This window comes from Citrobacter sp. JGM124 (assembly GCF_018257795.1).
Lineage (GTDB): Bacteria > Pseudomonadota > Gammaproteobacteria > Enterobacterales > Enterobacteriaceae > JGM124.
Genome location: NZ_JAERJD010000002.1, coordinates 281,123 through 307,198, shown reverse-complemented (window position 1 = coordinate 307,198; position 26,076 = coordinate 281,123). Strand labels below are relative to the sequence as shown.

Annotated in this window: 22 protein-coding genes and 1 other annotated feature; of the genes, 16 read left to right on the top strand and 6 right to left on the bottom strand. The window is 46.9% G+C overall.

Translation table 11 applies throughout. From position 1 onward, the window contains the following. The first annotated feature begins 440 nt into the window (after nt 1-440). Both JK154_RS03935 and JK154_RS03930 read left to right on the top strand, forming a co-directional pair. Nucleotides 441-1,199 (top strand): DUF481 domain-containing protein, encoded by a 759-nt coding sequence (locus JK154_RS03935; protein ID WP_211991197.1) that lies wholly within the window; start codon nt 441-443, stop codon nt 1,197-1,199. 220 nt (nt 1,200-1,419) lie between these two features. Then, complete coding sequence (locus JK154_RS03930) at nt 1,420-2,427, top strand: FUSC family protein (protein ID WP_211991196.1); 1,008 nt, start codon at nt 1,420-1,422, stop codon at nt 2,425-2,427. Between the two features lie 98 nt (nt 2,428-2,525). On the opposite strand, the gene JK154_RS03925 is transcribed toward JK154_RS03930, so the two are convergent. Both JK154_RS03925 and JK154_RS03920 read right to left on the bottom strand, forming a co-directional pair. Further along, entirely contained in the window at nt 2,526-4,298 is a 1,773-nt protein-coding gene (locus JK154_RS03925; RefSeq protein WP_249215760.1) for an autotransporter outer membrane beta-barrel domain-containing protein, read from the bottom strand. A gap of 1,474 nt (nt 4,299-5,772) precedes the next feature. Beyond that, complete coding sequence (locus tag JK154_RS03920) at nt 5,773-8,529, bottom strand: autotransporter outer membrane beta-barrel domain-containing protein (protein WP_211991194.1); 2,757 nt, start codon at nt 8,527-8,529, stop codon at nt 5,773-5,775. A 1,111-nt stretch (nt 8,530-9,640) separates the two neighbouring features. On the opposite strand from JK154_RS03920, the gene thrS reads away from it, so the two are divergent. The 14 genes from thrS (at nt 9,641) to selO (ending at nt 22,418) form a co-directional block, all read left to right on the top strand. Beyond that, nucleotides 9,641-11,569: a threonine--tRNA ligase gene (thrS, locus tag JK154_RS03915; RefSeq protein WP_211991193.1), complete on the top strand. Its 1,929-nt coding sequence runs from the start codon at nt 9,641-9,643 to the stop codon at nt 11,567-11,569. 3 nt (nt 11,570-11,572) lie between these two features. Further along, complete coding sequence (infC, locus tag JK154_RS03910) at nt 11,573-12,115, top strand: translation initiation factor IF-3 (protein ID WP_211991357.1); 543 nt, start codon at nt 11,573-11,575, stop codon at nt 12,113-12,115. Between the two features lie 91 nt (nt 12,116-12,206). Next, complete coding sequence (gene rpmI / locus JK154_RS03905) at nt 12,207-12,404, top strand: 50S ribosomal protein L35 (RefSeq protein ID WP_010275699.1); 198 nt, start codon at nt 12,207-12,209, stop codon at nt 12,402-12,404. A 43-nt stretch (nt 12,405-12,447) separates the two neighbouring features. Then, complete coding sequence (gene rplT / locus JK154_RS03900; RefSeq protein WP_211991192.1) at nt 12,448-12,804, top strand: 50S ribosomal protein L20; 357 nt, start codon at nt 12,448-12,450, stop codon at nt 12,802-12,804. A gap of 121 nt (nt 12,805-12,925) precedes the next feature. Further along, nucleotides 12,926-13,049 (top strand) — a sequence feature (Phe leader region). Continuing rightward, entirely contained in the window at nt 12,931-12,975 is a 45-nt protein-coding gene (pheM, locus tag JK154_RS03895; protein ID WP_106120997.1) for a pheST operon leader peptide PheM, read from the top strand. (Overlaps the previous feature by 45 nt.) 59 nt (nt 13,050-13,108) lie before the next feature. Beyond that, entirely contained in the window at nt 13,109-14,092 is a 984-nt protein-coding gene (pheS, locus tag JK154_RS03890) for a phenylalanine--tRNA ligase subunit alpha (RefSeq protein ID WP_211991191.1), read from the top strand. A gap of 14 nt (nt 14,093-14,106) precedes the next feature. Further along, entirely contained in the window at nt 14,107-16,494 is a 2,388-nt protein-coding gene (gene pheT, locus JK154_RS03885) for a phenylalanine--tRNA ligase subunit beta (protein WP_211991190.1), read from the top strand. 4 nt (nt 16,495-16,498) lie between these two features. Continuing rightward, nucleotides 16,499-16,798, top strand: a complete 300-nt coding sequence (gene ihfA, locus JK154_RS03880; RefSeq protein ID WP_211991189.1) for an integration host factor subunit alpha — start codon at nt 16,499-16,501, stop codon at nt 16,796-16,798. Nucleotides 16,799-16,898: 100 nt separating this feature from the next. Further along, a complete protein-coding gene (gene btuC, locus JK154_RS03875) occupies nt 16,899-17,879 on the top strand; it encodes a vitamin B12 ABC transporter permease BtuC (protein WP_211991188.1) in 981 nt (326 codons plus the stop codon). A gap of 19 nt (nt 17,880-17,898) precedes the next feature. Continuing rightward, nucleotides 17,899-18,447: a glutathione peroxidase gene (locus JK154_RS03870; protein ID WP_211991187.1), complete on the top strand. Its 549-nt coding sequence runs from the start codon at nt 17,899-17,901 to the stop codon at nt 18,445-18,447. Between the two features lie 4 nt (nt 18,448-18,451). Next, a complete protein-coding gene (gene btuD, locus JK154_RS03865) occupies nt 18,452-19,198 on the top strand; it encodes a vitamin B12 ABC transporter ATP-binding protein BtuD (protein ID WP_211991186.1) in 747 nt (248 codons plus the stop codon). Between the two features lie 46 nt (nt 19,199-19,244). Then, entirely contained in the window at nt 19,245-19,709 is a 465-nt protein-coding gene (locus JK154_RS03860) for an NlpC/P60 family protein (RefSeq protein ID WP_211991185.1), read from the top strand. 482 nt (nt 19,710-20,191) lie between these two features. Beyond that, nucleotides 20,192-20,908 carry a hypothetical protein gene (locus tag JK154_RS03855; RefSeq protein ID WP_211991184.1) on the top strand — a complete coding sequence of 239 codons (717 nt, stop codon included), beginning with the start codon at nt 20,192-20,194 and terminating at the stop codon, nt 20,906-20,908. 64 nt (nt 20,909-20,972) lie between these two features. Beyond that, nucleotides 20,973-22,418 carry a protein adenylyltransferase SelO gene (gene selO, locus JK154_RS03850; protein ID WP_211991183.1) on the top strand — a complete coding sequence of 482 codons (1,446 nt, stop codon included), beginning with the start codon at nt 20,973-20,975 and terminating at the stop codon, nt 22,416-22,418. Nucleotides 22,419-22,448: 30 nt separating this feature from the next. Here selO and JK154_RS03845 read toward each other — a convergent pair whose 3' ends face one another. Genes JK154_RS03845 through JK154_RS03830 form a run of 4 tightly spaced genes read right to left on the bottom strand, consistent with a single transcriptional unit; the run spans nt 22,449 to nt 26,066 of the window. After that, nucleotides 22,449-23,228 carry a heme ABC transporter ATP-binding protein gene (locus JK154_RS03845; RefSeq protein ID WP_211991182.1) on the bottom strand — a complete coding sequence of 260 codons (780 nt, stop codon included), beginning with the start codon at nt 23,226-23,228 and terminating at the stop codon, nt 22,449-22,451. Further along, a complete protein-coding gene (locus tag JK154_RS03840) occupies nt 23,228-24,184 on the bottom strand; it encodes an iron ABC transporter permease (RefSeq protein ID WP_211991356.1) in 957 nt (318 codons plus the stop codon). Before JK154_RS03840 ends, JK154_RS03845 begins: the two co-directional genes overlap by 1 nt. Nucleotides 24,185-24,219: 35 nt before the next feature. Continuing rightward, nucleotides 24,220-25,035 carry a hemin ABC transporter substrate-binding protein gene (locus tag JK154_RS03835; protein ID WP_211991181.1) on the bottom strand — a complete coding sequence of 272 codons (816 nt, stop codon included), beginning with the start codon at nt 25,033-25,035 and terminating at the stop codon, nt 24,220-24,222. Continuing rightward, nucleotides 25,032-26,066 carry a ChuX/HutX family heme-like substrate-binding protein gene (locus JK154_RS03830; protein ID WP_211991180.1) on the bottom strand — a complete coding sequence of 345 codons (1,035 nt, stop codon included), beginning with the start codon at nt 26,064-26,066 and terminating at the stop codon, nt 25,032-25,034. The genes JK154_RS03835 and JK154_RS03830 overlap by 4 nt, the downstream gene beginning before the upstream one ends. Nucleotides 26,067-26,076: the final 10 nt, after the last annotated feature.

Genomic DNA, 26,076 nt, shown 5'->3' with positions numbered 1-26,076 from the left:
GGAACACCTCTCGAATGACCAGATTATCAGCAGATTATCGTGCTTAAGCCGGGCTAACCGCGACAGAACGCACAGTTATCATGATTTATATCATACTGATTGTTTCATTACGGTGGCGCAGAACAAACCCGTGCATTCTATTCTTAAAGCATGGAAGCACAAGGCATCCAGACATTGTCTGGTTACCGGAGATAGCCATAGACATAATAACGGTAAAAGCTGACTGACAGGATGGTTAGCATAAGAAGTAATAAGTACATATCCACATGAAAATAAACAATTTTTAAATCACCCTGTGATAAAAATTGTTATGAAGATCTCATTGCTAAGTGCCCGGGGCTTTTTTATAATCGCTCTCCTTCCCCGCGCCATCATCCGTGGCTCCTGTGAAACATGCCGAATATTTACGGTTATCTTTTTCGTGTTGTATGGATTAATAAATGAAGCTTTTAAAGACAGTACCGGTAGCACTCCTCCTGACTGGAGGAACGTTTTTAAGTCATCTTGCCTGGGCAGATGATTCCGTGTTTTCTGTCATGGATGACCCGGCCACAGCGAAGAAGGATTTTGGCGGTAATATTAATGCGGGCTATCTGGCTCAATCAGGGAACACCAAAAGTTCCTCATTGACCGCTAATACCAATATGACGTGGTATCAACAAGTGACGGCATGGTCACTATGGGGGAGTGCGAGCAATACTTCTTCTAATGATGTCCGTTCTTCAGAAAAATATTCTGTTGGTGGGCGTGGTCGTTACAATTTGTCAGACAGTAACTACCTTTTTGGTCAGGCCAGCTGGTTAAGTGATCGTTTCAATGGTTACCATGCACGTGATATTTTTACTGCGGGTTATGGTCGCCAGGTTTTGGCAGGGCCAGTGCATTTCTTGCGTCTGGAAGCCGGTCCTGGTGTTCGTTATGACGAATATGTTGATGGTGGTCATAAAACGCAGGGGCTGGGCTATGCGTCTGTTATCTACAATTGGCAGTTTACTGATAATGCCAAATTTACCCAAGGGGTCTCGTTCTTTGGGGCAGATGACAGCACAGTGAATACCGAAACCGCTGTTGATGTGGCTATCAATGAAAACTTTGGGCTGAAAATAGGGTATTACATTACCTGGAATTCAGAACCCCCTGCATCCGCACCTGATCGCACTGATAAGCGTACTCAAATTACGCTTGGGTACAAAATGTAGTGACGCTAAGCCGGAAATATTCCGGCTTTTTTAGCGAGTAAATCTGGCCTGTTATTTTTTATTATCTGCCAGCGGTTGGGCTAACCCTGTTATTGGCTCTTGTATCATGGGAAAGCGTCGGTTAGGTTGAATATCGAGAGATCTGTTGAACAAATAATTCGTACTGGTTTGCATTATTGGCACCAGGGGGAAAAGACGCGGGTAACATCAAGGGGATGACATGCAGATTAGTTTTCGCAATAACGGTGTTTTTTTAATCACAGCAATACTAAATAGTCTGGTATGTTCAACGTTTTTTGGCGTTATTGGTGCAGTGTTTGGCGTGATCACTGTACTTTTCACGCATATTATTTATGAGGCAAAATCTGAAGAAGGAAATGTATTTTATATTTGGTGCCTGCTACTGCTGGTCCTTGCAGGGGCTGCACTGGGCTTTTTGTTAAAGCTCTCGGTTGGCTTTTATTTTTATCTGTTCTGCGTATCCTGTATTTACTATATTGTCTACAACAAAGATCTTTACTTTGATCGTACCGTGCCTTTTTTGATTATATTTTCCTGCCTTGGTACGACATTATCCAGTGCGAGCATTGATCTGCCGCTGGCCTATATTACGGGTATCACCATTAGTTTGTCCTGTCTGGCACTGTTAAAACGCAAACATTTTGATACCAGTGCATTTAGAAATGGTCTTTTTGCCAGACAAATTTATACCGGGGAAAAACATATTCTGTTACGGGCTGTAGTCTATAGTGCTTTTCTTTTTTTAAGCCTGGCACTGCCTGATTCCCTCAATCTGTATCGCGCATACTGGGCACCTCTCACTTTTATTGTTCTGTTAAGACCGAAAGAGCTGGATATTTTAAAAACGACTTGCCTGAGATTTATCGGAAGCATCCTGGGGGCGTTATTTATTATTGTGCTGTTTAATCTGGTAAGTTTCACCCATATTACACTTTATTTCTTTATTCTGGCTGTAGTGGTGTTTTTACTACCGAGTTTCTTAAAGCTGAACTATACCGCGAAAACTTTCGCAATTACTGTGTTCGTATTACTACTTCTTGAAGAGACGGAGTTTCTTCATGACCCAACCTATTTACTGCCCTTCTCGCGAGTTTATGAAACGATGATTGGGGGCAGTGTGGCGATCATCGCGAGTGTTGTGCTAAAAATGATGAGGCCAGAAAAAACAGATAATGCTAAAAGGGCAGAGAAGCGTCAGGAAACGTGAATCCCTGCGTCTCCTTTCTGGAATACCCATAGACATCTGCGTACTCAAAACTGAGGACTGAATCGTCTATGGGCATAAGGTTAATTAACTATCTGAAATTAAAAGTTATATTTAATGCCCAGGTTGAGGGTGTTATTGCTATAACCTTTGTTACCTGCTTGTGTGCCAATATGGCCCCACAGGCTCACTTTAGCGTTGATATTCCCCGCAATACCCACTTTGACTTCAGCGGTATTTCGAGAACCGGCCTGGGTTGCCTGAGCATCGTTGAAAGTGGCACTGAAATCATGAGTGTTATGTATCCAGTTGATTTCAACAAAAGGTTCGAATTCGCGGTGTTTACTCCGGTCCATCGCGTGCTGCCCTTTTAAATAGGTTCTGACACCCAGACGGGTTTGAATATTATCTTTCCCCTTGCTGATTTGCATATTATTCGTATCACGGTGCGCATTTGCCTTAACCCCCATCCAGGTCACTTGAGCCTGAGGCTGAATAAACCACTGCTTAAGGCCTTCCTGTTTTTTGGTAAGTTCACGTATTTTAAGGGTATATCCCGTTTCAATAGAAGCAGTAAAGCCTTTGGATTTATACTGGCTTTTGCTGAGGTTTTGCCCATCCACGTGATTGGTAAACCAGCCATATTGCAGCCAGCTGTCGACATACAGGCCAGACTTGTCTGTATCATTAGCAAACCATGTCCCGTACCCCCCAACACTGTAGCCATGAATCGAGCCTTTTGAAGAATCGGGGCTCATTGAAGACGTTGTCTTATTATGACTTTTTCCATACCCCGCCATTAAACCAATATGCCCGTGACTGAAACCATCGGAGCCCCATTGCAGAACATCTCCCCCTAACTGTGTGACGTAGCTATTGCTTTGGGTTGCTAGCTGATCATGAGTATCGCGCCAGCGGCTATGACGGCCAGTTTGACGTAACCATAAGCTGGAGATTTTTTTCTCGCCGGTAAGGGCATCGGTATACTGTGCTTTACCTGTGCGATCATTCATTGTGGTGATAAATAGCGTATTGGCTGCATTTAAGTTGGCAATATAACTGGCCGTGACTGGATGCAGTACCAACGGGCTGGTAAGGGCAGACTTTGGCTGAACGTATGGCACAGTGTGTTGCACCATGTCCGGTTTGGCGACGGGGTGATTATTGCCATCGTCCGCCACCGTTTCCCTGCCATTGGCTGGTGGATGATCATCCGCGCCTGTTGTCGGTGCCATAAGCGGCTCATGGCGTGGAAGGATAGCTTCATCGCTGCCAGGCTGCTCTGGTGCATCATGTGACGAATGGAACGGAAGAATGGCGTCATCGCTGCCGGACTGCTCTGGTGCATGATGTGGCGCATGGAATGGAAGAATGGCGTCATCGCTGCCAGGCTGCTCTGGTGCATGATGTGGCGTATGGAATGGAAGAATGGCGTCATTGCTGGCAGGCCGTTCTGATGTGGCATGGGGCACATGGTGAGGCAAGGGATTTGATAAGGCGTCGTTGTTGATTAAACGCCCGCTCCTTGCAGTCGATGGTGTGCTGATATCGTCGTTGATACGCAGTGTTAATGATGGGCGTAAGGCAGAGGTTCGCGGTCTGGGTACTGTGCTTGAACCACCGAGGTGTTGTTCAATTATTGCCTTCTTACGTAAGAAGCCCTCCGAAGGCTTCTTTTTATGTTGAGGTGCATTTTGCGCCTGAGGTTCAGTTTTTGCAGACAGCCCGTTGGCAATAGATTGCTCACTGAAGCGTTTTTCCAGACGTTCCTTCGTTACTTTTACAGGATTACTTGGCGTGGCAGTTTTCGAGCTACTCTGGGATGATACGCCGCCATTATCAACATTATCAACATTATCAACATTATCAAGCATTGGGTGAGTATGCCTTGCGTCTCCCAGGATGGAACCTATATCACCCACGAGGCGGGGCTGTGTCTGATATGAATTGGCTGCTCGGGAAGTCGTAGGGCGTTCTGAGATTGCAGAATTATCTGAGGTTTCAGGACTCTCTGAAGATCCAGGGACGTAAATAGGTGGCGGCGGCGGTGGCGGCGGTGGCTGTACGGCATGGGCTGATACCATAGTTAATGTGAATAAAGGTGTTAAAAAAATAGACAACCTATTTTTTTTGATATTTTTAATTTTAATCATAAGAGTAGTTTCCACTACATTTTAAATATGTGAATTAATAAACACTTGATTTTATTTTCTGTGGATAGCGATGATCGAGAGTAAATAGATGACGGATCATTATTATCTTCCAAGTGTCATATCACTTTCTCGTTTTTTCAATTAAGATACGCTAATTTTTATGGCATAGTGAAGATCTCCTTTCTTACACATGTTTTTTTGATACTTAACCCACATTGGGGAACTGATATTATTTAATGTGACTACTGACATTAAATATAAATCAGCGGCGAACTACCCTGACCATAGGGTAGAAAATTAGTAATGGGTCAGACGAACATAAATAACAGTGAAAATATCCATTTGTGGCGGTGTATGATGATGGTCGTTATTCAGGCTGACCATTTTTTTGACATTCTCGCATTGCTGAATTATGCCGATGATATATGAAGTGGCATATATAGTTATGCTTGTGACTAGACATTAGGATCTCAGTGATAAAAAGATTGTGTTTTACATTCAATAATTATCCTAATAAATCAGGCAGTAACTCAAGCGTGAAACAGTTACATGTGTTTCAAACTATTAACCGGTAAACTAATTTGAGCAGTCAATGTGAGTAAAACTTAAAAATATTCACGTAACGAGTTGAAAAATATAACTAAGAAGTGAGTTTTCATTTTCCGCTCTTATTGTATGAGAAATAATAGGAACTATTTTACGCCTTATTATGGAAGTCGGCACGTAAGTCATAAGCTATTTTTCAGAAGCATAAAAAGGAACATATTTTGCTGTGGGACGGTATTCAGGATAGCAGGGAGCGTTGTTAACATGAACACAGTCGGCACGCTGCATCAGGACAATTTATGGTATTAAATAACCTGTTCATCTGGGGTAACATTCTGGAGATGGGCTGCTGATGTTCACAGATTTTAATCATCCGGGAAGGGTAATACATAGCTGGAATGTTATTCTGCCATTGCCGCATAAACGGGGAACTTCAATATATTTGTTCTGCCAAATAAGTGGGTATTTCGCCCGGAGCCGATTCCCGGACGTGTAATGGTATCGACAGAAATCGGCAGATATTCAACAAAAACGCTGCAATGAAGAAGAGACCGTTGAAATAGCCCCGACGTACTCACAGGACCTGAATCAGGACGTTTAATCTGTGAGTACGGGGGTAATCTGGCTGACTACGTTGATCTCCCAGGAATTAAAAGTTGTACTTTGCCCCTAATGATAGCGAAGTGTTGTTATAACCTTTATCGCCTGTCTGGGTGCTGATGTTCCCTGTCAGGTGAATATTTGAACTAATATCACCGGACATACCAATTTTTATTTCACCGATATTACGATCGCCTGCCAGAGTAATACGATTACCATCCATGGTGGCACTGAAATTACGGGTGTTATGTAGCCAATTTGTTTCAATGAAGGGTTCAAATCCGTGGCGTTTATCCTTATCTGTTCCATGACTACTTTCCAAATAAGCTCTGACACCAAGGCGTGTCTGAATATTGGCCTGACCACTACTGCTGACTCGTGTATTGTTGATTTCACGGTGGTCTTTAGCTTTTACGTTCATCAATGTTGCCTGGCTATGAGCTTGTGTAATGATGTGTTTTTGTCCCTTTTTCTTGTCATCCAAATTAGCCATTTTCAGGGTGTAACCCGCCTCAACTGATGCGTTTATGCCTTCAGACTTGTAATGTTCTTTTGTCAGTTCCTGGCCATTTACTTGGTTATTAAACCAGTTGTATTGCAACCAGCTATCCACATAAAGACCGGTTTTATTATTGTCATTGGTAAACCAGGTACCGTAAGCCCCGATGCTGTAACCGCTGATGGAGCCCTTTGAATGGTAATGGGTCACTGAAGAACGGGTCTTACTCTGACTTTTACCATAGCCTGCCATGAGGCCGAGACGGACACGGTTAACACTGTCAGGACTCCACTCGCCGATATCGCCACCTAATAGAGTAACATAGCTCGTGCTCTTGGTTTTTAGCTGGTCGTCACTGTCATGCCAGCTGTTATGGTTACCGAGCTGGCGTAACCACAAACTACTCATTCTTTTTTCACCTGTGACACTATCCCGGTATTGTGTTTTAGCAGCACGGTCATTCATCGTAGTGAGAAACAATCTGTTAGCGGTATTCAGGTTTGTAATATAGCTTGCTGCCTCCGGTCGCAGGGTATACATCTCTGCCTCAGGATGTTCAATATGTGCATCAGTTAGCCCAGTGAGTGTATCAGTTAACACAGTTTGAGCCGCAGAAGGTTGACTGGTGAGATACCAGTTTTTAGATAGACTTTCTTTTCCACGAACCAGTGAATAATCATAAGCACCAGCAACAATACGGCCTGATTGTTTAAAAATACCATCAGAAAGCCCCCTTACTGAGATGATCTCAATCCCATTGACTGTGGCGTCTCCAGTGCCCCCGATATTATTGATCCTGACGGTGGTGATACCGGAAGTATCACCAAGAATAGTTAATTTATCTGATATTGAAGTATCATCTGCTAATTTTACATTAAAGGTAAGCAAGCCATGATTTCCAGTGTAACTATTTCTGATGAGTAATTCATTAACGGCGGAATTTCCCTCTGAGAGTAAAATATCACCAGCGTTATTAATATTCTCCACATCAGAGTTCTGAGTCATTTGCCAAACCGAATGTGGCGCTAAATCTATATTAGTTATATTCTTTGCATAGCCATCAAAAGCAGCATTCTGATCGAGATGTAAAGAAAATTCCGCCCCTGGATCCGATTTTATGCAACCTGAAATCGTGCTGTCTGTAAGCTGCATACTGACTGGCAGATGGCTCATTGAATGTGCAACAAAATGGTTATCGCTAATAACCCGTGCGTTATTACGTAGTATAATTGTTGTGCTGCTGTCCAGATGTTCGCTTGTCGTATCATCTGAATATTCGCTGGCTGTTTCCTCCGAATTATCACTTTCTGTATCATTTGAATAGTAACTTATAAAACTGTTTAATGACTCTTCATCAATATCCACCCATGCATCATTCATAGAGTAGTTATCAAAATCAATATCATCATTTTCATTCGGGTCACTGGAGTAAATTGCTATAGCCGCATTATATTTTGAATAGACTGTAGAATTATCGATGATCACATGATTACTGATATATTTTCCGGCTTGTTCATTAACCAGTGTCAGACCCGGGTGGCTATTATTACCATAAATACCTGAATCACCAGAGACCACAAGTTCCCCACCATTAAAAATCATACCGGAATAACTGGCGCTATTGATTTTAGAGTTAAAAATATGCATGTTGCCATCAGTGATGTACGCACCATTACTATTTGAACTCACCGTACTGTTACGCAGTACTGCAATACTGTTTTTTGCATCCGTAATACTACTGTGGTTCATATAACTATCTGAACCATAAAATCTTCCTGTGCTCGGCGATGACATGCCGTTTACAGTCGGCTTTATTAATGTAATACCCGTTCCTGTATGGTTCTCTATCCGGGAATTATTAATAAAGACGCTACTCTCTTTTACTGTGATCGCAGAATTATGGCTATTGCCTGTAATATTCGCGTCTTGAATATTAAGTGTTCTCGTTAAGGGGTAAAATACATCATCATCTAATGAGTGTAAGATAACATTACCTTCGATAGTGCTGCCATTTAAATAGACCTGAGCATGTGCACCGTAAGCCTCGATATTACCCCGAACGAGCCCTCCTGGGTGAATGTTAAGATGCCCGTCAGAAATTGTAATATTATTGACTTGATTGTCGATGTGTGTTGTTTCACCGGCATGGATAGTCAGCATATCTTCTGGTTTATTGTCCTTTATTGCCACGTTTCCCTTCTGTTCTTTTGGCACAGGGGTTGCGTCGGCGCTTATGGTGCTGAGAGCCAAAAAAGATAAAATGGAGAAGGATATTTTACTCTGTCTAAATATATTTTTCGTATTCATAAATGTGTTTTTTGATATATATGATATTCATTGAGACAGGTGAGCTTGTATTTTTACATTTTACTGTTCGACCATTCCGAATGGTGCCAGAAATGAAAATATCACTCACCGAATAATTATTATTGAAAGTAAATTATTATAGCGATTGCATAATTGCTCTCCGATTACCCTGGGAAGGAATTCAAGTCCATCACTTAAAATAAGTGATTCATCATGGTGCTGTGTTTCTGTCTGAAGCGATTTAATTGGCGTTTTTTAGTATTAATACCCTGATGTTCAGATTAATTGAGACTTCCATTGTTTGATTGAATAGTGCCTGATGCGATTGGTTTATTGCTGAGGTCAGTATTTTCGTCAGTATCACGGAATTATCCTGCTGAAGATAAGGGGTTAATATTATGCAGACATGCCTGATAATTACATTATGGATTTTATTCATTGATCACCCTGTTGTGTACTCATGGTATGTTGCGATCAGGTATGGGCAATGAACAGCCGTCTTTACCTATTGATGCTCCTTTTTGGTTGTTTTGGCATGAAAGTCATCAATGATATTCATTGATATTATTTTTAATACAAATAAAAGGTTTTACTGTTTGTCATACACATTGACCGTTAGTGCCGTATTACATGACACACGGGGGCAGGCCTGCATTATTGGTAATACAGTAAAATATTCCCGACGGGAGCGGGGTCATAAAAGGAGGTGCAAATTGAGGGGGAGGGGAGAAGACAAGAACGCGGTATCCTCTGCTGTCTGAGCGGATAACCAGCCTGGGTTATTTTTAGTCCAGTCGATGTCGGGTTTGAAACGCTTATCTCCTCGTTACATAACCGGGTCTCCGTCGGTTACCTGCCCAGGGATAATGGGCAACGTCCTGTTGGAAATGCGGTTCTTATATAAAATATTCATTCCCCCTGGCGTTAGTGCTAACATTATGGCTGTCAGATGCAGTAACTGGGGCTTCTCCCGGCATTGCACTCATATACCAAATTGTGTACCAATTTAGCGATTGTTGGTTAAATGGTTTCGCAATTTATTGTTATAAAACAAATTTATAGTTTGTATGTGATCTTGCGTGGGGGTCACCACTGCAAATAAGGATTTTAAATGCCTGTTATTACACTTCCTGATGGTAGCCAACGCCATTACGAACAAGCTGTTAGCCCGATGGATGTCGCAATGGACATCGGCCCGGGTCTGGCGAAAGCCTGTATTGCCGGACGCGTCGATGGTCAACTCGTCGATGCCTGTGATCTGATTGAGCATGATGCACAACTGGGTATCATTACAGCGAAAGATGAAGCTGGGATCGAAATAATCCGCCACTCTTGTGCTCACTTGCTCGGACATGCAATCAAACAGCTCTGGCCGAATACGAAAATGGCGATCGGTCCGGTCATTGATAATGGTTTTTATTATGATATTGATCTGGACCATACCCTGACACAGGAAGATCTCGAGCGTCTCGAAAAGCGGATGCACGAGCTTGCCGAAACAAACTACAATGTCATCAAGAAAAAGGTGAGCTGGCAAGAAGCCCGAGATACATTCGTCAATCGTGGTGAAACCTACAAGGTTGCTATTCTTGATGAGAATATCAGCCATGATGATAAGCCGGGTCTGTACCATCATGAAGAATATGTTGATATGTGCCGTGGCCCACATGTGCCCAATATGCGTTTCTGCCATCATTTTAAACTGCAGAAAACCTCTGGGGCATACTGGCGTGGCGACAGTAGCAATAAAATGTTACAGCGCGTTTATGGCACGGCCTGGGCTGACAAAAAGCAACTGAATGCTTACCTGAAACGTCTGGAAGAAGCCTCCAAGCGTGATCACCGTAAAATCGGTAAGCAGCTTGATCTCTATCATATGCAAGAAGAAGCACCGGGTATGGTGTTCTGGCACAATGATGGCTGGACTATTTTCCGTGAACTGGAAGTTTTTGTTCGTTCTAAGCTGAAAGAGTATCAGTACCAGGAAGTGAAAGGGCCATTTATGATGGACCGTGTACTGTGGGAAAAAACAGGCCACTGGGATAATTATAAAGATGCCATGTTTACGACTTCGTCTGAGAACCGTGAATACTGCATCAAGCCGATGAACTGCCCCGGTCATGTACAGATTTTTAATCAGGGTCTGAAGTCATACCGTGATTTGCCGTTGCGTATGGCCGAATTTGGTAGCTGCCATCGTAACGAACCATCAGGTGCGTTGCACGGCCTGATGCGTGTGCGTGGTTTCACCCAGGATGATGCTCACGTTTTTTGTACCGAAGATCAGGTACGTGACGAAGTGAACAGCTGTATCCGCATGGTTTATGACATGTACAGCACCTTCGGTTTTGAAAAGATCGTGGTGAAATTATCAACCCGTCCTGAAAAGCGTATTGGTAGCGATGAAATGTGGGATCGCGCTGAAGCTGACCTGGCGGCAGCCCTGGAAGAGAACAATATCCCGTTTGATTTACAACCGGGGGAAGGGGCGTTTTATGGTCCGAAAATTGAGTTTACCCTGTATGACTGTTTGGACAGGGCCTGGCAGTGTGGTACTGTTCAGCTTGATTTCTCGTTACCAACGCGTTTAAATGCGTCATATATTGGTGAAAATAATGAGCGCCTGGTTCCGGTGATGATTCACCGCGCTATTCTCGGCTCCATGGAACGTTTCATCGGTATTCTTACCGAAGAGTTTGCCGGTTTCTTTCCAACCTGGCTTGCTCCGGTGCAAGTGGTAGTGATGAATATCACTGATGGCCAGTCTGAATATGTCAGCGAATTAGCACGAAAACTCCAAAATGCGGGCATTCGTGTAAAAGCAGACTTGAGAAATGAGAAGATTGGCTTTAAAATCAGAGAACACACGTTGCGTCGTGTCCCTTACATGTTGGTCTGTGGCGATAAAGAGGTAGAGTCCGGTAAAGTAGCCGTGCGTACCCGCCGTGGCGTTGACTTGGGAAGTATTGACGTAAACGAATTGATTGAAAAGCTGCAACATGAAATTCGCAGCCGCAATCTCTCTCAACTGGAGGAATAAAGTATTAAAGGCGGAAAAAGAGTCCAACCGGCGCGTCCAAATCGTATAAATAGAGAAATTCGTGCTACTGAGGTTCGTCTTACAGGTCTAGACGGCGAGCAGATTGGTATTGTCAATCTGAATGAAGCTTTAGAAAAAGCCGAAGAAGCAGGTGCTGATCTCGTTGAAATCAGTCCCAATGCCGAACCGCCTGTTTGCCGTATAATGGACTACGGCAAGTTCCTCTACGAAAAAAGTAAATCTTCTAAGGAACAGAAGAAAAAACAAAAAGTTATCCAGGTTAAAGAAATTAAATTTCGACCTGGGACCGATGATGGCGACTATCAGGTAAAACTCCGCAGCCTGGTTCGCTTTCTGGAAGATGGAGACAAGGCCAAAATCACACTGCGTTTCCGTGGTCGTGAAATGGCACACCAACAGATTGGTATGGAAGTGCTTAACCGCGTCCGTGACGATCTGAGTGAACTGGCAGTGGTCGAATCCTTCCCTACGAAGATCGAAGGCCGCCAGATGATCATGGTGCTTGCTCCTAAGAAGAAACAGTAAGGCCATCAAGTAACATTACTGCGGGGTGTGAGCCCCGCAGTGTTGTTCGCCTTCTGGTTCGTTTATTTAACAATGCGAAGTGGAAATAGAAATGCCAAAGATTAAAACAGTACGCGGCGCCGCTAAGCGCTTCAAAAAGACTGCTTCTGGCGGTTTTAAGCGCAAGCACGCTAACCTGCGTCATATTCTGACCAAAAAGTCTACTAAACGTAAACGTCACCTGCGTCCAAAAGGTCTGGTTTCCAAAGGGGATCTGGGTCTGGTTATCGCTTGTCTGCCGTACGCATAAGTTTACTTTTAATTTTTTCAGAATATAAAACAGGAGAGCTAATATGGCTCGCGTAAAACGTGGTGTAATTGCACGTGCTCGTCACAAAAAAATCCTCAAACAAGCTAAAGGTTATTATGGTGCGCGTTCACGCGTTTACCGTGTTGCCTTCCAGGCTGTTATCAAAGCTGGTCAGTACGCTTACCGTGACCGTCGTCAACGTAAACGTCAGTTCCGTCAGCTGTGGATTGCACGTATCAACGCCGCTGCTCGTCAGAACGGTATCTCTTACAGCAAATTCATCAATGGCTTGAAAAAAGCTTCTGTTGAAATTGACCGTAAGATCCTGGCTGACATCGCTGTATTTGACAAAGTAGCATTTGCTGCTCTGGTCGAGAAAGCGAAAGTAGCACTGGCGTAAGCCCGTTATCAGAGGGAGCATTGCTCCCTCTTTTATTTTTAACTGGCTGGTTTGATTGATTCTTCCCGGGTTAATTGCTCAATAGTCTTAGCCTTTAATGATCGTCTGAATAAGGTAACTGCAAGCATGAATGCTGCTATTTTCCGTTTCTTTTTTTACTTTAGCGCCTGACTTTGGGGGGCTTTGCGCGTAAGAGAAGAAACGAAAAACAGCGCCGAAAGCCTCCTCCGGGAGGCTTTTTTTTGCGTTTCGTTTCCGTGTCAGACTAACTAATCCGGCAATTTGCCGGCATATGAGGAATACCATGCCACATCTCGCAGAGCTGGTTGCCAATGCCAAAGCAGCCATAAACGATGCCCAGGATGTTGCCGCGTTAGATATTGTACGCGTCGAATATTTAGGGAAAAAGGGGCACCTGACCCTCCAGATGACCACCCTGCGTGAACTGCCCGCTGAACAGCGTCCGGCAGCTGGTGCGGTAATTAATGAGGCCAAAGAGCAGGTTCAGGAAGCGCTTAATGCGCGTAAGTCGACGCTGGAAAGTGCCGCGTTGAATGCGCGTTTAGCCGAAGAGACGATTGATATCTCATTACCGGGGCGCCGTATAGAAAACGGCGGGTTGCATCCTGTCACCCGGACTATCGATCGTATTGAGAGTTTCTTCAGTGAGCTCGGTTTTACAGTGGCAACTGGCCCGGAAATCGAAGATGACTACCATAACTTTGATGCATTGAATATTCCAGGCCACCATCCGGCCCGTGCTGACCATGACACTTTCTGGTTTGACGCAACACGCTTACTGCGTACTCAGACTTCTGGTGTACAAATTCGTACCATGAAAGATAAGCAGCCGCCTATTCGCATTATCGCACCAGGCCGTGTATACCGTAATGATTACGACCAGACGCATACCCCTATGTTCCACCAGATGGAAGGGTTGATTGTTGATACCAATATCAACTTCACTAATTTGAAAGGGACGCTGCATGCTTTCCTGAACAACTTCTTTGAAGAGCATCTGGAAATTCGCTTCCGCCCATCCTATTTCCCGTTCACTGAACCTTCTGCAGAGGTTGACGTAATGGGGAAAAACGGTAAATGGCTTGAAGTATTGGGTTGCGGTATGGTGCACCCAAATGTGTTGCGTAATGTAGGCATCGACCCAGAAGTTTATTCCGGCTTTGCTTTTGGCATGGGGATGGAGCGTCTGACCATGTTGCGTTATGGCGTTACCGATCTTCGCGCTTTCTTCGAAAATGACTTACGTTTCCTCAAACAGTTTAAATAAGGGCGGAATATCCAATGAAATTCAGTGAACTCTGGTTACGCGAATGGGTAAATCCAGCCAACAGTAGCGATGAACTTAGCAGCCAAATTACGATGGCAGGACTTGAAGTTGATGGCGTTGAACCTGTCGCCGGTGCTTTTCATGGTGTCGTTGTGGGTGAAGTTGTTGAGTGTGGACAGCATCCTAACGCCGATAAATTACGTGTGACTAAAGTCGACGTTGGTGGTGACCGTCTGCTTGATATCGTCTGCGGGGCACCAAACTGCCGTCAAGGGTTGAAAGTGGCTGTTGCCACCGTGGGTGCTGTTCTGCCCGGCGATTTTAAGATTAAAGCAGCGAAATTGCGCGGTGAACCTTCAGAGGGAATGCTTTGTTCTTTCTCTGAGCTGGGGATTCTTGATGAAAGTAACGGAATCATTGAGCTACCCGCTGATGCACCTATTGGGTGTGATATTCGTGAGTATCTGCAGCTTGATGATAATACGATTGAGATCAGCGTGACGCCAAACCGTGCTGATTGCTTAGGTATCATTGGTGTGGCCCGCGATGTTGCTGTTTTGAATAAGCTGCCATTAAACCAGCCGGAAATTCATGCAGTAAATGTGGAAATCACTGACAGCTTGCCAATCCGCGTGGATGCCCCGGCGGCTTGTCCCCGTTATCTGGGACGTGTTGTTAAAAACATCAATGTTAAGGCCAGTACTCCTCTGTGGATGAAAGAAAAGCTGCGTCGCTGTGGTATTCGTTCTATTGATCCTGTGGTTGATGTCACTAACTATGTGCTTCTGGAACTGGGGCAGCCAATGCATGCTTTTGATCTGAATCGCATTGAGGGTGGCATAGTGGTGCGTATGGCAGAAGAGGGCGAGGCTCTGGTACTGCTGGACGGTAATGAAGTCAAACTCAATGCTGATACCCTTGTCATTGCAGATCACACTAAGGCACTAGCTATGGCTGGTATCTTTGGTGGTGAGTCCTCCGGGGTGAATAGCGAAACGAGTGATGTGTTGCTGGAATGTGCTTTCTTTGACCCACTGGCGATTACCGGGCGTGCGCGTCGTCACGGCCTGCATACGGATGCTTCTCACCGTTATGAGCGTGGTGTCGACTCTGCCTTACAGTATCAGGCAATGGAACGTGCGACAGGTTTACTGATTGATATTTGTGGCGGGCAAGCGGGTCCAGTAATTGATACCAGTAGTGAACGTGAGTTGCCTGTTCCTGCTACTATTACTCTGCACCGTAACAAACTTGATCGCCTGATTGGTTACACTATTGCAGATGATCACGTCACTGATATTCTGCAACGTCTGGGTTGCACCGTTACTGTTGGTCAGGATCAATGGGTCGCCGTCGCCCCAAGCTGGCGTTTTGATATGGCGATTGAAGAAGATTTGGTTGAAGAAGTGGCCCGCATCTATGGCTACAATAACATCCCAAATCAGCCAATTCAGGCCAGTCTTATCATGGGTGAGCACCATGAAGCTGATTTGTCACTTAAGCGTGTGAAAACCATGCTGGTTGATAAAGGGTATCAGGAAGTTATCACTTACAGTTTTGTGGACCCCAAAACCCAGCAACTTCTGCACCCGGGTGAAGAGAGCCTGCTGCTGCCGAACCCGATTGCCAGTGATATGTCCGCCATGCGCTTATCGTTGCTGACCGGATTGCTGAATACTGTGGTCTATAACCAAAATAGACAACAAAGTCGTGTACGTATTTTTGAGTCTGGGTTACGCTTTGTTCCTGATACTCATGCTAATTTAGGTATCCGTCAGGATCTAATGTTGGCAGGTGCTATTTGTGGAAGTCATTATGAAGAACATTGGGACCTGGAACGCAGAACGGTAGACTACTACGACCTGAAAGGCGATCTGGAATCTGTGCTCTCTCTTAGTGGCAAACTGGATGATATCGAATTTCGTGTCCAAAATAATCCGGCCCTCCATCCAGGGCAAAGTGCAGCACTGTATTTAGCGGATGAATATATTGGATATATTGGTGTTGTACATCCGGAGCTTGAGCGTAAACTGGATCTGAATGGTCGTACTGTCGTATTTGAAGTCTTATGGGATAAGCTGTCAGACCGCATTATTCCTCAGGCTAAAGAGGTTTCACGCTTCCCTGCAAACCGCCGAGATATCGCTGTTGTAGTGGCTGAAAACGTTCCCGCAGCAGACGTTTTACTGGAATGTAAGAAAGTTGGCGTAAATCATATAGTTGGCGTAAACTTATTTGATGTGTACCGTGGCAAGGGCGTAACCGATGGTTATAAGAGCCTCGCCATAAGCCTTATCCTGCAGGATTCAGGGCGTACACTCGAAGAAGAGGAGATTGCTGCTACCGTTGGGAAATGTGTCGCAGCATTAAAAGAGCGATTCCAGGCCTCATTGAGGGATTGAACATATGGCGCTTACAAAAGCTGAAATGTCAGAATATCTGTTTGATAAGCTTGGTCTTAGCAAGCGAGATGCCAAAGAGTTAGTGGAACTTTTTTTTGAAGAGATTCGTCGCTCTTTGGAAAATGGGGAGCAGGTAAAACTCTCGGGTTTTGGTAATTTTGATCTACGCGACAAAAATCAACGCCCTGGGCGTAACCCAAAGACTGGTGAAGATATCCCCATCACGGCCCGCCGTGTGGTGACATTCCGCCCCGGTCAGAAACTGAAAAGTCGGGTTGAGAATGCGTCGCCAAAAGACGAGTAATCAAGCATAATTAAAAAGGCCGCGCATGCGGCCTTTTTCTTTGCCCGGCCATTTCCTCTAATACCATCGTAATTATCCCGATAAGGACCGCCCAGGCCAGATGCTTACTTTTGTTGCCGAGCAACGCCGATTCGAGCGTCGCTGGATTTTTGCACTTACACTTGCCATGTTGACGACCTCTGTTCTCGGTTTATGCGTCGGCGATATTTGGATACCGCCAACCCGCTGGCTGACTGATGAAGGGCAGCTTTTTATCTGGCAAATTCGTTTTCCTCGAACCCTGGCTGTTCTCTTAGTGGGCGCCGCGCTTGCGCTGTCGGGGACAATAATGCAGGCCCTGTTTGAGAATCCGCTGGCAGAACCGGGTTTACTTGGCGTGTCGAGCGGGGCTGGGGTGGCGTTAATTGCTGGCCTGTTATTGGGGCAAGGCTTGCTACCCGGTTGGGCACTGGGTTTGTGTGCGATTGCGGGGGCTTTCATTGTCACCCTTATTTTGTTGCGATTTGCTCGTCGTCATCTGTCAACCAGCCGGTTGTTACTGGCTGGTGTAGCCCTGGGGATGATTTGCAGCGCATTAATGACCTGGGCTGTGTACTTTAGCTCAAGCCTTGATTTACGCCAGCTTATGTACTGGATGATGGGTGGGTTTGGCGGTGTTGACTGGCGCCAGCTTTGGCTGATGGCGACACTGATCCCGGTCATTATCTGGTTATGCCGCCAGTACCGGCCTTTAAATATTATGGCATTAGGGGAGAACTCTGCTCGTCAGCTCGGTTTGCCTATATGGCTATGGCGCAATATTCTGGTTATTGTCACTGGCTGGTTAGTTGGGGTCAGTGTTGCTCTGGCAGGGGCTATCAGCTTTATTGGGCTGGTAATACCCCATTTGCTGCGTATTGTCGGACTCAGCGATCATCGCGCACTTTTACCCGCCAGCGCACTGGCGGGGGCAACAGCCCTGGCGGGGGCCGATGTGGTCGCACGCCTGGCATTAGCGTCAGCTGAACTGCCCATCGGGGTGGTGACAGCAACACTTGGCGCGCCGGTATTTATCTGGTTATTATTAAAAGTCGGTCGTTAACTTTCTAAGGAATAATGTAATGTCACAGAGCATCTTAAATAACGAAGTGAAAACCATTGATGGTGAGGTAACGACGCTTGCTCCCTGGCAGGGTAAGGTTCTGTTAATTGTTAATGTGGCCTCACAATGTGGTTTAACACCGCAGTATGAACAACTGGAAGCATTGCAGGAAACCTATGAAGATCAGGGCTTCACTGTCCTGGGATTCCCCTGTAATCAGTTCCTGGGACAAGAGCCCCTGGGTGAGGAGGAAATAAAAACCTTCTGTAGCACCACATACGGTGTCACTTTCCCGATGTTCAGCAAAATTGAAGTGAATGGCGAGGGTCGTCATCCACTGTATCAGCAACTGACCTCAATTCAGCCGAAGGCGGTTGCCCCCGAAGGCAGTGGTTTTTTTGAACGGATGAGCAGCAAAGGGCGGGCACCAAAACACCCGGGGGATATTTTGTGGAATTTTGAAAAGTTCCTTGTTTCCCGTAATGGTGAAGTCATCCAACGTTTTTCTCCGGATATGACACCAGACGATCCTATTGTCATTAAGGCTATAATCGACGCGCTGGCGTAATAGCATGGCCATTTTGCAGTTGTGTCATGTTGCCGTGGCCGGGCGACTGGAGCCTGTCAGTGTTGAAGTTCATGCGGGCGAGATTACCCACCTTGTCGGGCCAAATGGAGCGGGGAAAAGTACCTTGCTGGCCCGCATGGCGGGGCTGAGTGATGGCCCGGGTGAGGTTCTGCTCAATGAGAGGCCGCTTTCTGAATGGCTGGCGGCGGAACTGTCCCATCACCGGGCCTGGCTGACTCAATATCAGACCCCACCTTTTGCTATGCCTGTCTGGCACTATTTGCAGTTGCATCAGTCATCGCCGGGAGCAGATGAGGTGATGATACGACTGGGGAAGGCGCTCCACCTTACCCATAAACTGACAAAGCCAGTGAATCAACTCTCTGGGGGGGAATGGCAGCGTGTGCGTCTGGCCGCTGTCTTTATGCAGATAGACCCACACATCAATGCCAGGGGGCAATTATTATTACTGGATGAGCCCATGAATAGCCTGGATATCGCCCAGCAGACTGCTGTGGACAGGCTATTACACTATTTCCGGGAGGCGGGGATAGGGATAGTCATGAGCAGCCATGATCTGAATCATAGTCTGGGGCATGCGGATCAAGTCTGGCTGTTGCGCAATGGTGTGATGCTGGCTAAAGGGCGTAGTACAGACGTGCTTTCTCCGCGGTATCTGGATGAAGCTTATAATATGTCATTTCGTGTATTATCAGTGGAAGGACACACTATGCTGGTTCACTCAGCATAGCCGTGGTGACGCGTAGTTCATTCATTAAGCTGATGAGGTTTTTAGAATGCGTGTATGGCTGATTGCAACATGGTGCTTGATCCTGGTTGGGTGCAGTAGTCATCGTGCTCCACCACCGAATTCCCGCCTTTCTGACTCAATAACCGTCATCGCCCAGCTTAGTGATCAGTTACGCACCTGGCATGGTGCGCCCTATGTTTATGGTGGCATGAGTCGCCGCGGAATTGACTGTTCGGGATTTGTTCTGACCACCTATCGGGACATATTTTCCCTGCAACTCCCCAGAATGACCAGCCAGCAAGCTAAGGTTGGAACGCGTATTGATAAAGCAGAGTTATTACCGGGGGACCTGGTCTTTTTTATCACCGGGGCCGGCGAGAGTGGGCTACATGTGGGGATTTACGACACGGATAACCAGTTTATTCATGCGTCCACCAGCCGGGGTGTCATTCGCTCTTCGTTGGATAACGTTTACTGGCGGGATAAATTCTGGCAGGCGCGCCGCATTTAGCTCACTCCGCACTTTTATTCTTTTGCGGGGGCGGAACAATCCATGCTGGCGTCAATTTAAGGCCTTTACAGGCTATTACTTTCATAAAGATACAATCTTAAGCACAATTTGGATGGAAATTATACTTTGTGCACCATATTATACTGATGCTTATATTGTGTGTCTTTCTTGGTTCAGCACTGACAGCCTCTCCCGGCAGGTATGCTTACCCTGGTCAATTCAGGCATAAATCGCGGTACAAATCCGAACCTACGGGGTTTGTGTTGCATGTCGGGGGGTAAACAGCAATGCCCCTCAATGAGATAGATGCTCATGCCCCTGTCATTTATATCAGACCACTATTTCAGGGCTCTTTATTTAACGCTGTAATATTCGTAGCTTATATTGCGGGCCGCAAGACAGATGGCTCGGGATATATTTGTATTTCAAGGTACTGGAGCCAGTACTTTGTTATTTCGGTCACTATGCCTAAGGATGGGAAAATGATTAACTTGTTTACTGATATTGGTTCTCCCCAGTATGTCTTTGTCCCTGTCCGGAATGCCCATAACCATCTGCTTGGGGTTGAATTAGCCCGCCATGAAGCTAAAGAAAACGCCGTTAATTCTGGTTCGACAGGATGTGACGATGCACAGCAACTAATCACTTTTCATGAAAAAATAACGCTTATAGAAAAATATAAACAGCTGTTATCTTCCTGTGAAATAATCGTCTGGGTGAATGTTAATGATATTATTCTCACTGAAATAATGCAGGACCATAATTGGGTCACACGCTTACAGGAATTACCCTTTTTAACGTTGATGGTTGATGAGTCTTTTTCAGGAATATCCTATGGACGAAATAACTTACGGTTAATTTGGCTGGTAGAAAAGTTTCCGTTAGCACTGGCTAATTTTGGCGGTGGGAACAGCTCAAATCGCGCCGTGTTCGATGGCCTGTTCCGCCATGTGTTTCTGGACAGAGATTTTGTCCGTAACCAGTCACAGCGTTTTTCCTTCATCCCATTTGCCAATGCGATTATTCGGCAGGTCGCCCCATGTTGTCAGGGGCTGATGGTATCAGGGATTGATAACTCGGCGCTTTACAACGAAGTGAAAAAGCTCGAATTTACAGGGATGAGTGGCAGTTTATGGCCAGCTGTTACCGCTGATAATTTACCCACGCTGCTTAATATGGGTAAACACACGTCACCGTAATTCCCCTGGTTTTCGGCGGTATTTAAATTCTTCGCCAGGGACTACACTGTGAGGCGGAGGATCTATGACAAATACTATCGCGTTTCAAAATAGCTGGCATGATGAATTACCGGGTTTTTATACGGCCCTCTCCCCGACGCCTTTAAAAGGGGCGCGTCTGCTCTGTCACAGTCAACAACTGGCCCAGGATTTAGGTCTGTCAGACTCTCTTTTTGATGCGTCATCCTCCGGTTTGTGGAGTGGTGAAACTTTGCTACCCGGTATGCAGCCCCTGGCTCAGGTTTATAGTGGACACCAGTTTGGGGCCTGGGCCGGGCAGTTAGGTGATGGTCGCGGTCTGTTACTGGGAGAGCAACTGCTGGCTGACGGGCGAAAAATGGACTGGCATCTTAAAGGTGCAGGTTTGACTCCCTATTCCCGAATGGGGGATGGTCGCGCGGTGTTGCGATCCACGATTCGTGAATTTTTGGCCAGTGAGGCCATGCATGCCCTGGGTATCCCCACCACTCGTGCACTCACGATTGTGACCAGCGATACGCCAGTACATCGTGAAACCATTGAACAGGGCGCGATGCTGGTTCGCGTTGCGCCAAGCCATCTTCGTTTCGGTCATTTTGAACACTATTACTATCGTCGCGAGCCAGAGAAAGTGCGTCAGCTCGCCGATTACGCTATTGCACACCACTGGCCACATTTACAGAATGAGGCCGATGGCTATGCGCTCTGGTTTACTGATGTGGTCAAACGTACTGCCGGGCTCATTGCGCACTGGCAGGCCGTTGGCTTTGCCCATGGGGTCATGAATACGGACAATATGTCTCTGTTGGGGCTGACCATGGATTATGGCCCTTATGGCTTTCTTGATGACTATCAGCAGGATTTCATTTGTAACCACTCAGATTACCAGGGGCGATACGCGTTTGATAATCAGCCCGCTGTAGGGCTTTGGAATTTACAGCGTCTGGCCCAGACCCTGTCGATGTTAATTACGGCGGACAGGCTTAATGAAATTTTGGGTGAGTATCAGCCTCTGCTCATGCAGGCCTTTGGCCAACGAATGCGTGCTAAGTTGGGCCTGTTTACCGCCCGGAAAGATGATAATGCCATCCTGAGTGAGCTGTTTGCGCTAATGAGTAAAGAGCGTAGTGATTACACCCGCACTTTCCGTATGTTGAGCGAAACCGAACAAGGGAGTGCTGGCACGCCTTTGGGGGATGAATTTATCGATCGGGCTGCCTTTAACCAGTGGTTTGCACATTACCGGCAACGGTTGCAGGATGAACAAATTGAGGATGCCGAACGTCAGCAGTCAATGAAAGAGGTAAACCCCTCACTGGTACTGCGTAACTGGCTGGCTCAGCGTGCCATCGCCGGGGCAGAGCAGGGGGATACTGGGGAACTTGAGTCACTGTATCAGGCGTTGTGTCAGCCATTTGCGGACAGGGATGATGATTACAGTCAGCGACCACCTGACTGGGGGAAAACACTGGAAGTCAGTTGTTCCAGTTAAGAACGTAACCCCGCAATAGCGGGGTTTCAATTATTGTTCCAGCAACACCTGGGGAACCGGGTGATCCGGGTGGCGGAGAACCCGCAGATCAGCCTGGTACCAGCGCTGCAAAGTCTGCTCGTCCAGTACGTGGTCAGGCGTGCCGTCAGCCACGACGCGCCCCTTGTGCAACAGGATAATACGATCTGACCACAGGGCAGCCAGATTGAGATCGTGGAGCACGACGCAAACAGAAAGTGCACCCATTTTCGCGAGTCGCTTTAGCAGGCGTAATATATGCTGTTGATGATAGAGGTCCAGGGCGGAGGTGGGTTCATCAAGAAAAAGCCATCCCTGAGGAATGTCATCATGCCATAGCTGGGCCAGTGCTCGGGCTAACTGTACTCGCTGTTGTTCCCCACCAGAAAGACGGGAAAAATCCCGCCCCTTAAGGGCATCACACCCGGTTAACGCCATCACTTGGTTGACCACGTGATTCGTGTTATCAGAGGGCCATGGGGCACGCCCCATGGCAATGACGTCTTCAACACACCAACTGAAAGCCATGGTACTTTGCTGACGCATTACCGCCCGTAAGCGTGAAAGGGACTCACTTGACCAGCGTGTGAGATCTTTGCCCTTCAGCAAAACCTGCCCACTTGTTGGGGGCTGGAATCCGGTCAGGGTTCGCAGAAGCGTCGATTTTCCCGCACCATTAGGGCCGATGAGAGCCACGACTTCCCCGGGGTGCAGGCTGACATTGATATTCTCAAGCAACTGCTGATGACCTATTTTTAACGATAAATTCTCAGTATGCAGTTGTGCTGGCATCAGCCCCTCCCTTGATTACGGAAAATCATCCACAGGAACCATGGGCCACCAATCAGGCTGGTGATTAACCCGACGGGCATTTCTGCCGGGGTTACCAGGGTGCGGGCAAGCGTATCCGCAACCAGGAGCAGTAATGATCCTATCAGTACCGAACCCGGCACCAGCCAACGGTGGTCGGCCCCTAACCACATCCGTGCCAGGTGTGGTACTACCAGACCGACAAAACCGATAACCCCACTGACGGCAACCGCGGCTGCAACGAGCAGAGCACTCAGAACCAGTAACTGACGTTGGGTGCGTTTAACATCAACGCCAAGGTAGTGTGCTTCCTCATCGCCAAGCTGGAGCAGGTTAAGACGCCGTGCCAGTAATCCGATACCCCATATGGCTGGGATCACAAACGAGGCGGCAGCCAGTAAGGTCGGCCATTGTGACTGCCCCAGACTACCCATGCCCCACAGGGATAATTGACGTAACTGGGTGTCGTTACTCAGCCAGGACAGTATGCCAACCGCTGCACCACATAAGGCGTTGATAGCGATACCGACCAGCAGTAGCCGTGACAGATTATGGCTCCCCTGGCGACTGAGCAGAAAAATAACAAAAGTAACCACTAAACTGCCGATGAATGCGGCAAACATGGGGGCATACAGTGCCAGTATGGCTGGTAAGGCAAGAGGAAAGACGACGGCCAGGCCAACAAACAGTGCCGCGCCGCTACTGATCCCCAGCAGGCCTGGATCGGCAAGGGGATTGCGAAACAGGCCCTGCATTACGCATCCCGATAGCGCCAGAGCCCCACCGACCAGGATGGCAAGCAGAACGCGGGGGAGGCGGATATGTAGCCAGATATGACGCATAGCATCGTTATCAGACTGCCATAATACCGCCAGAGAGAGCTTCATGGCACCAAGATTGGCTGCAATGAGCACCGTCGCTATCAGGATGGCCCCCATTAGCCACAATGTGTGGCGAGGCTGGGGACGTCGTATCACGGAAGCTGCTCCGCTTTATGCCGAAGGTCAATCACCTGCTGTGGTGTATGGATACCAAATCCTAATAGTGCCATATCATCCACAACCATTAGCTGTTTGTGCTGACCCGCAGGCGTTTGTGCAAGGCCCGGCAAAGCCCAGACATTCTCCTCGCTACCTAAAGTTTTCACACCATCGGTAGTGACCAGAATAAGGTCTGGCTGACTGGCGATAACGCCTTCCTGAGACAGCGGCTGATAACGGGTGAATCCTTGCATCGCATTTTGCAGGCCAGCGGCACGGATCACGGCATCAGCCGCCGTTTCCTGGCCAGCTGCCATTGCTGTGGTGCCACCATGACTCATAATGAACAACACTTTCTTGGCCAAAGGCTTTGTCGGCAAGGACGCCAGCTTTTGTTTCAGCTGTGCCCGGAGTTCATTTCCTTGCGATTCTTTATCAAGGGCTTTTGCAACGGCTTCAACCTTGGCATCAATCACGTTCAGGTCATTTGCCCCAGGGATGGTGACCACTTTAACATTCGCATCCTCCACTTGTTTCAGTGCCAGTGAGGGTTGCGCCTGAGCGCTTGCCAGAACCAGGGTCGGACGCATGGCAAGAATACCTTCAGCGTTCAACTGACGCATATAACCCACATCCGGCAATTGCGTTACCGCCGGGGGCGTAAGGCTGGTGCTGTCTCGTGCGACTAAGTCTTTATTGGCGCCCAGTGCCCAGACAATTTCAGTGACATCGCCACCGATAGAGACCAGGCGTTCGGCCGCACCTGCCATGACTGGCAGGGCGAGAAGGGCGAGCAGCAGCCGTCTCATGCAGTTAATCCTTTACTGAGCAGGGTATCGATTTGTTTACGCCATTGCTGTTGCTCTGGCTCCCCTTCAGTACGCTGGCCATACAGTTGGGCAATCTGAGTACCATCAGCAGCATAGAGCTCCAGGCTGGTAACATGACCATCTTTGGTTGGTTTACGTGTCACCCAAGTTTCAGCAATTTTGTCTGACATCAGGTGCAAGGTAAACTCTGGGTTAAACACGTTAATCCAGTTTTCCATTGGCATCAGCTTATGAATTTCACCGGTGAATATTTGCACACAACCACGGTTGCCCACGAAAATCATGATCTCGTTTTGATCTTCTTTTGCCAGATCAAGCAGGTCAGACAGGGCGTGATTGTCCACCTTGCAGGCTAAATCATCACTTACCAGACGGAATGCTTGCTGGCGAGTCAGCTGATAGCGTTTCAGCAGAATAAAGAAGTCATGCACATCAGTGAGTGCCCGCCATTCTGCTTCAAATTTCGCGGCATCAACTACTGGTGTGGCTTCGGTTGGAGCCTCAACAGGGGTTATCACCAGATCAGGGTTTTCAGTTTGCGTAAATTCCGTAACAACTTGATCCCAGGCAGCAAAATCTGTTTTATCCGTGGTATAGACTTTTAATACAGCATCACCATGACGATCAAAGAACTGAATACTCTGACGTTCGCCACGTGCAGTGGTTTCCCGAATATAGAACGCATGCACCCACTGGCTAAAGAACAAACGCAGATCCAGAGCCCGTGGATTAAGTATCAGGCCAGCGTGACCGTCCAGCTGCTGATTATCAAAACGTCCTACCTGCTCATGTACCGCATACTCATTACGGCAGATACATTTGGTCTCGCCCACTGCTTGCAACGCTTTTAACAGGGCTTTGGCATCACTTTTTAAACGCCTGGCATCATGACCAACACGGGCGTGGGTCAATTCGGCTTCGCTAATGTGCATCAATTTAGCAATATCCCGGGCATATTGCTTCGGATGCTCTGCCTTCAGCTGTAACCAGGTTTCATAACGCTGACTCATGTAATGCTCC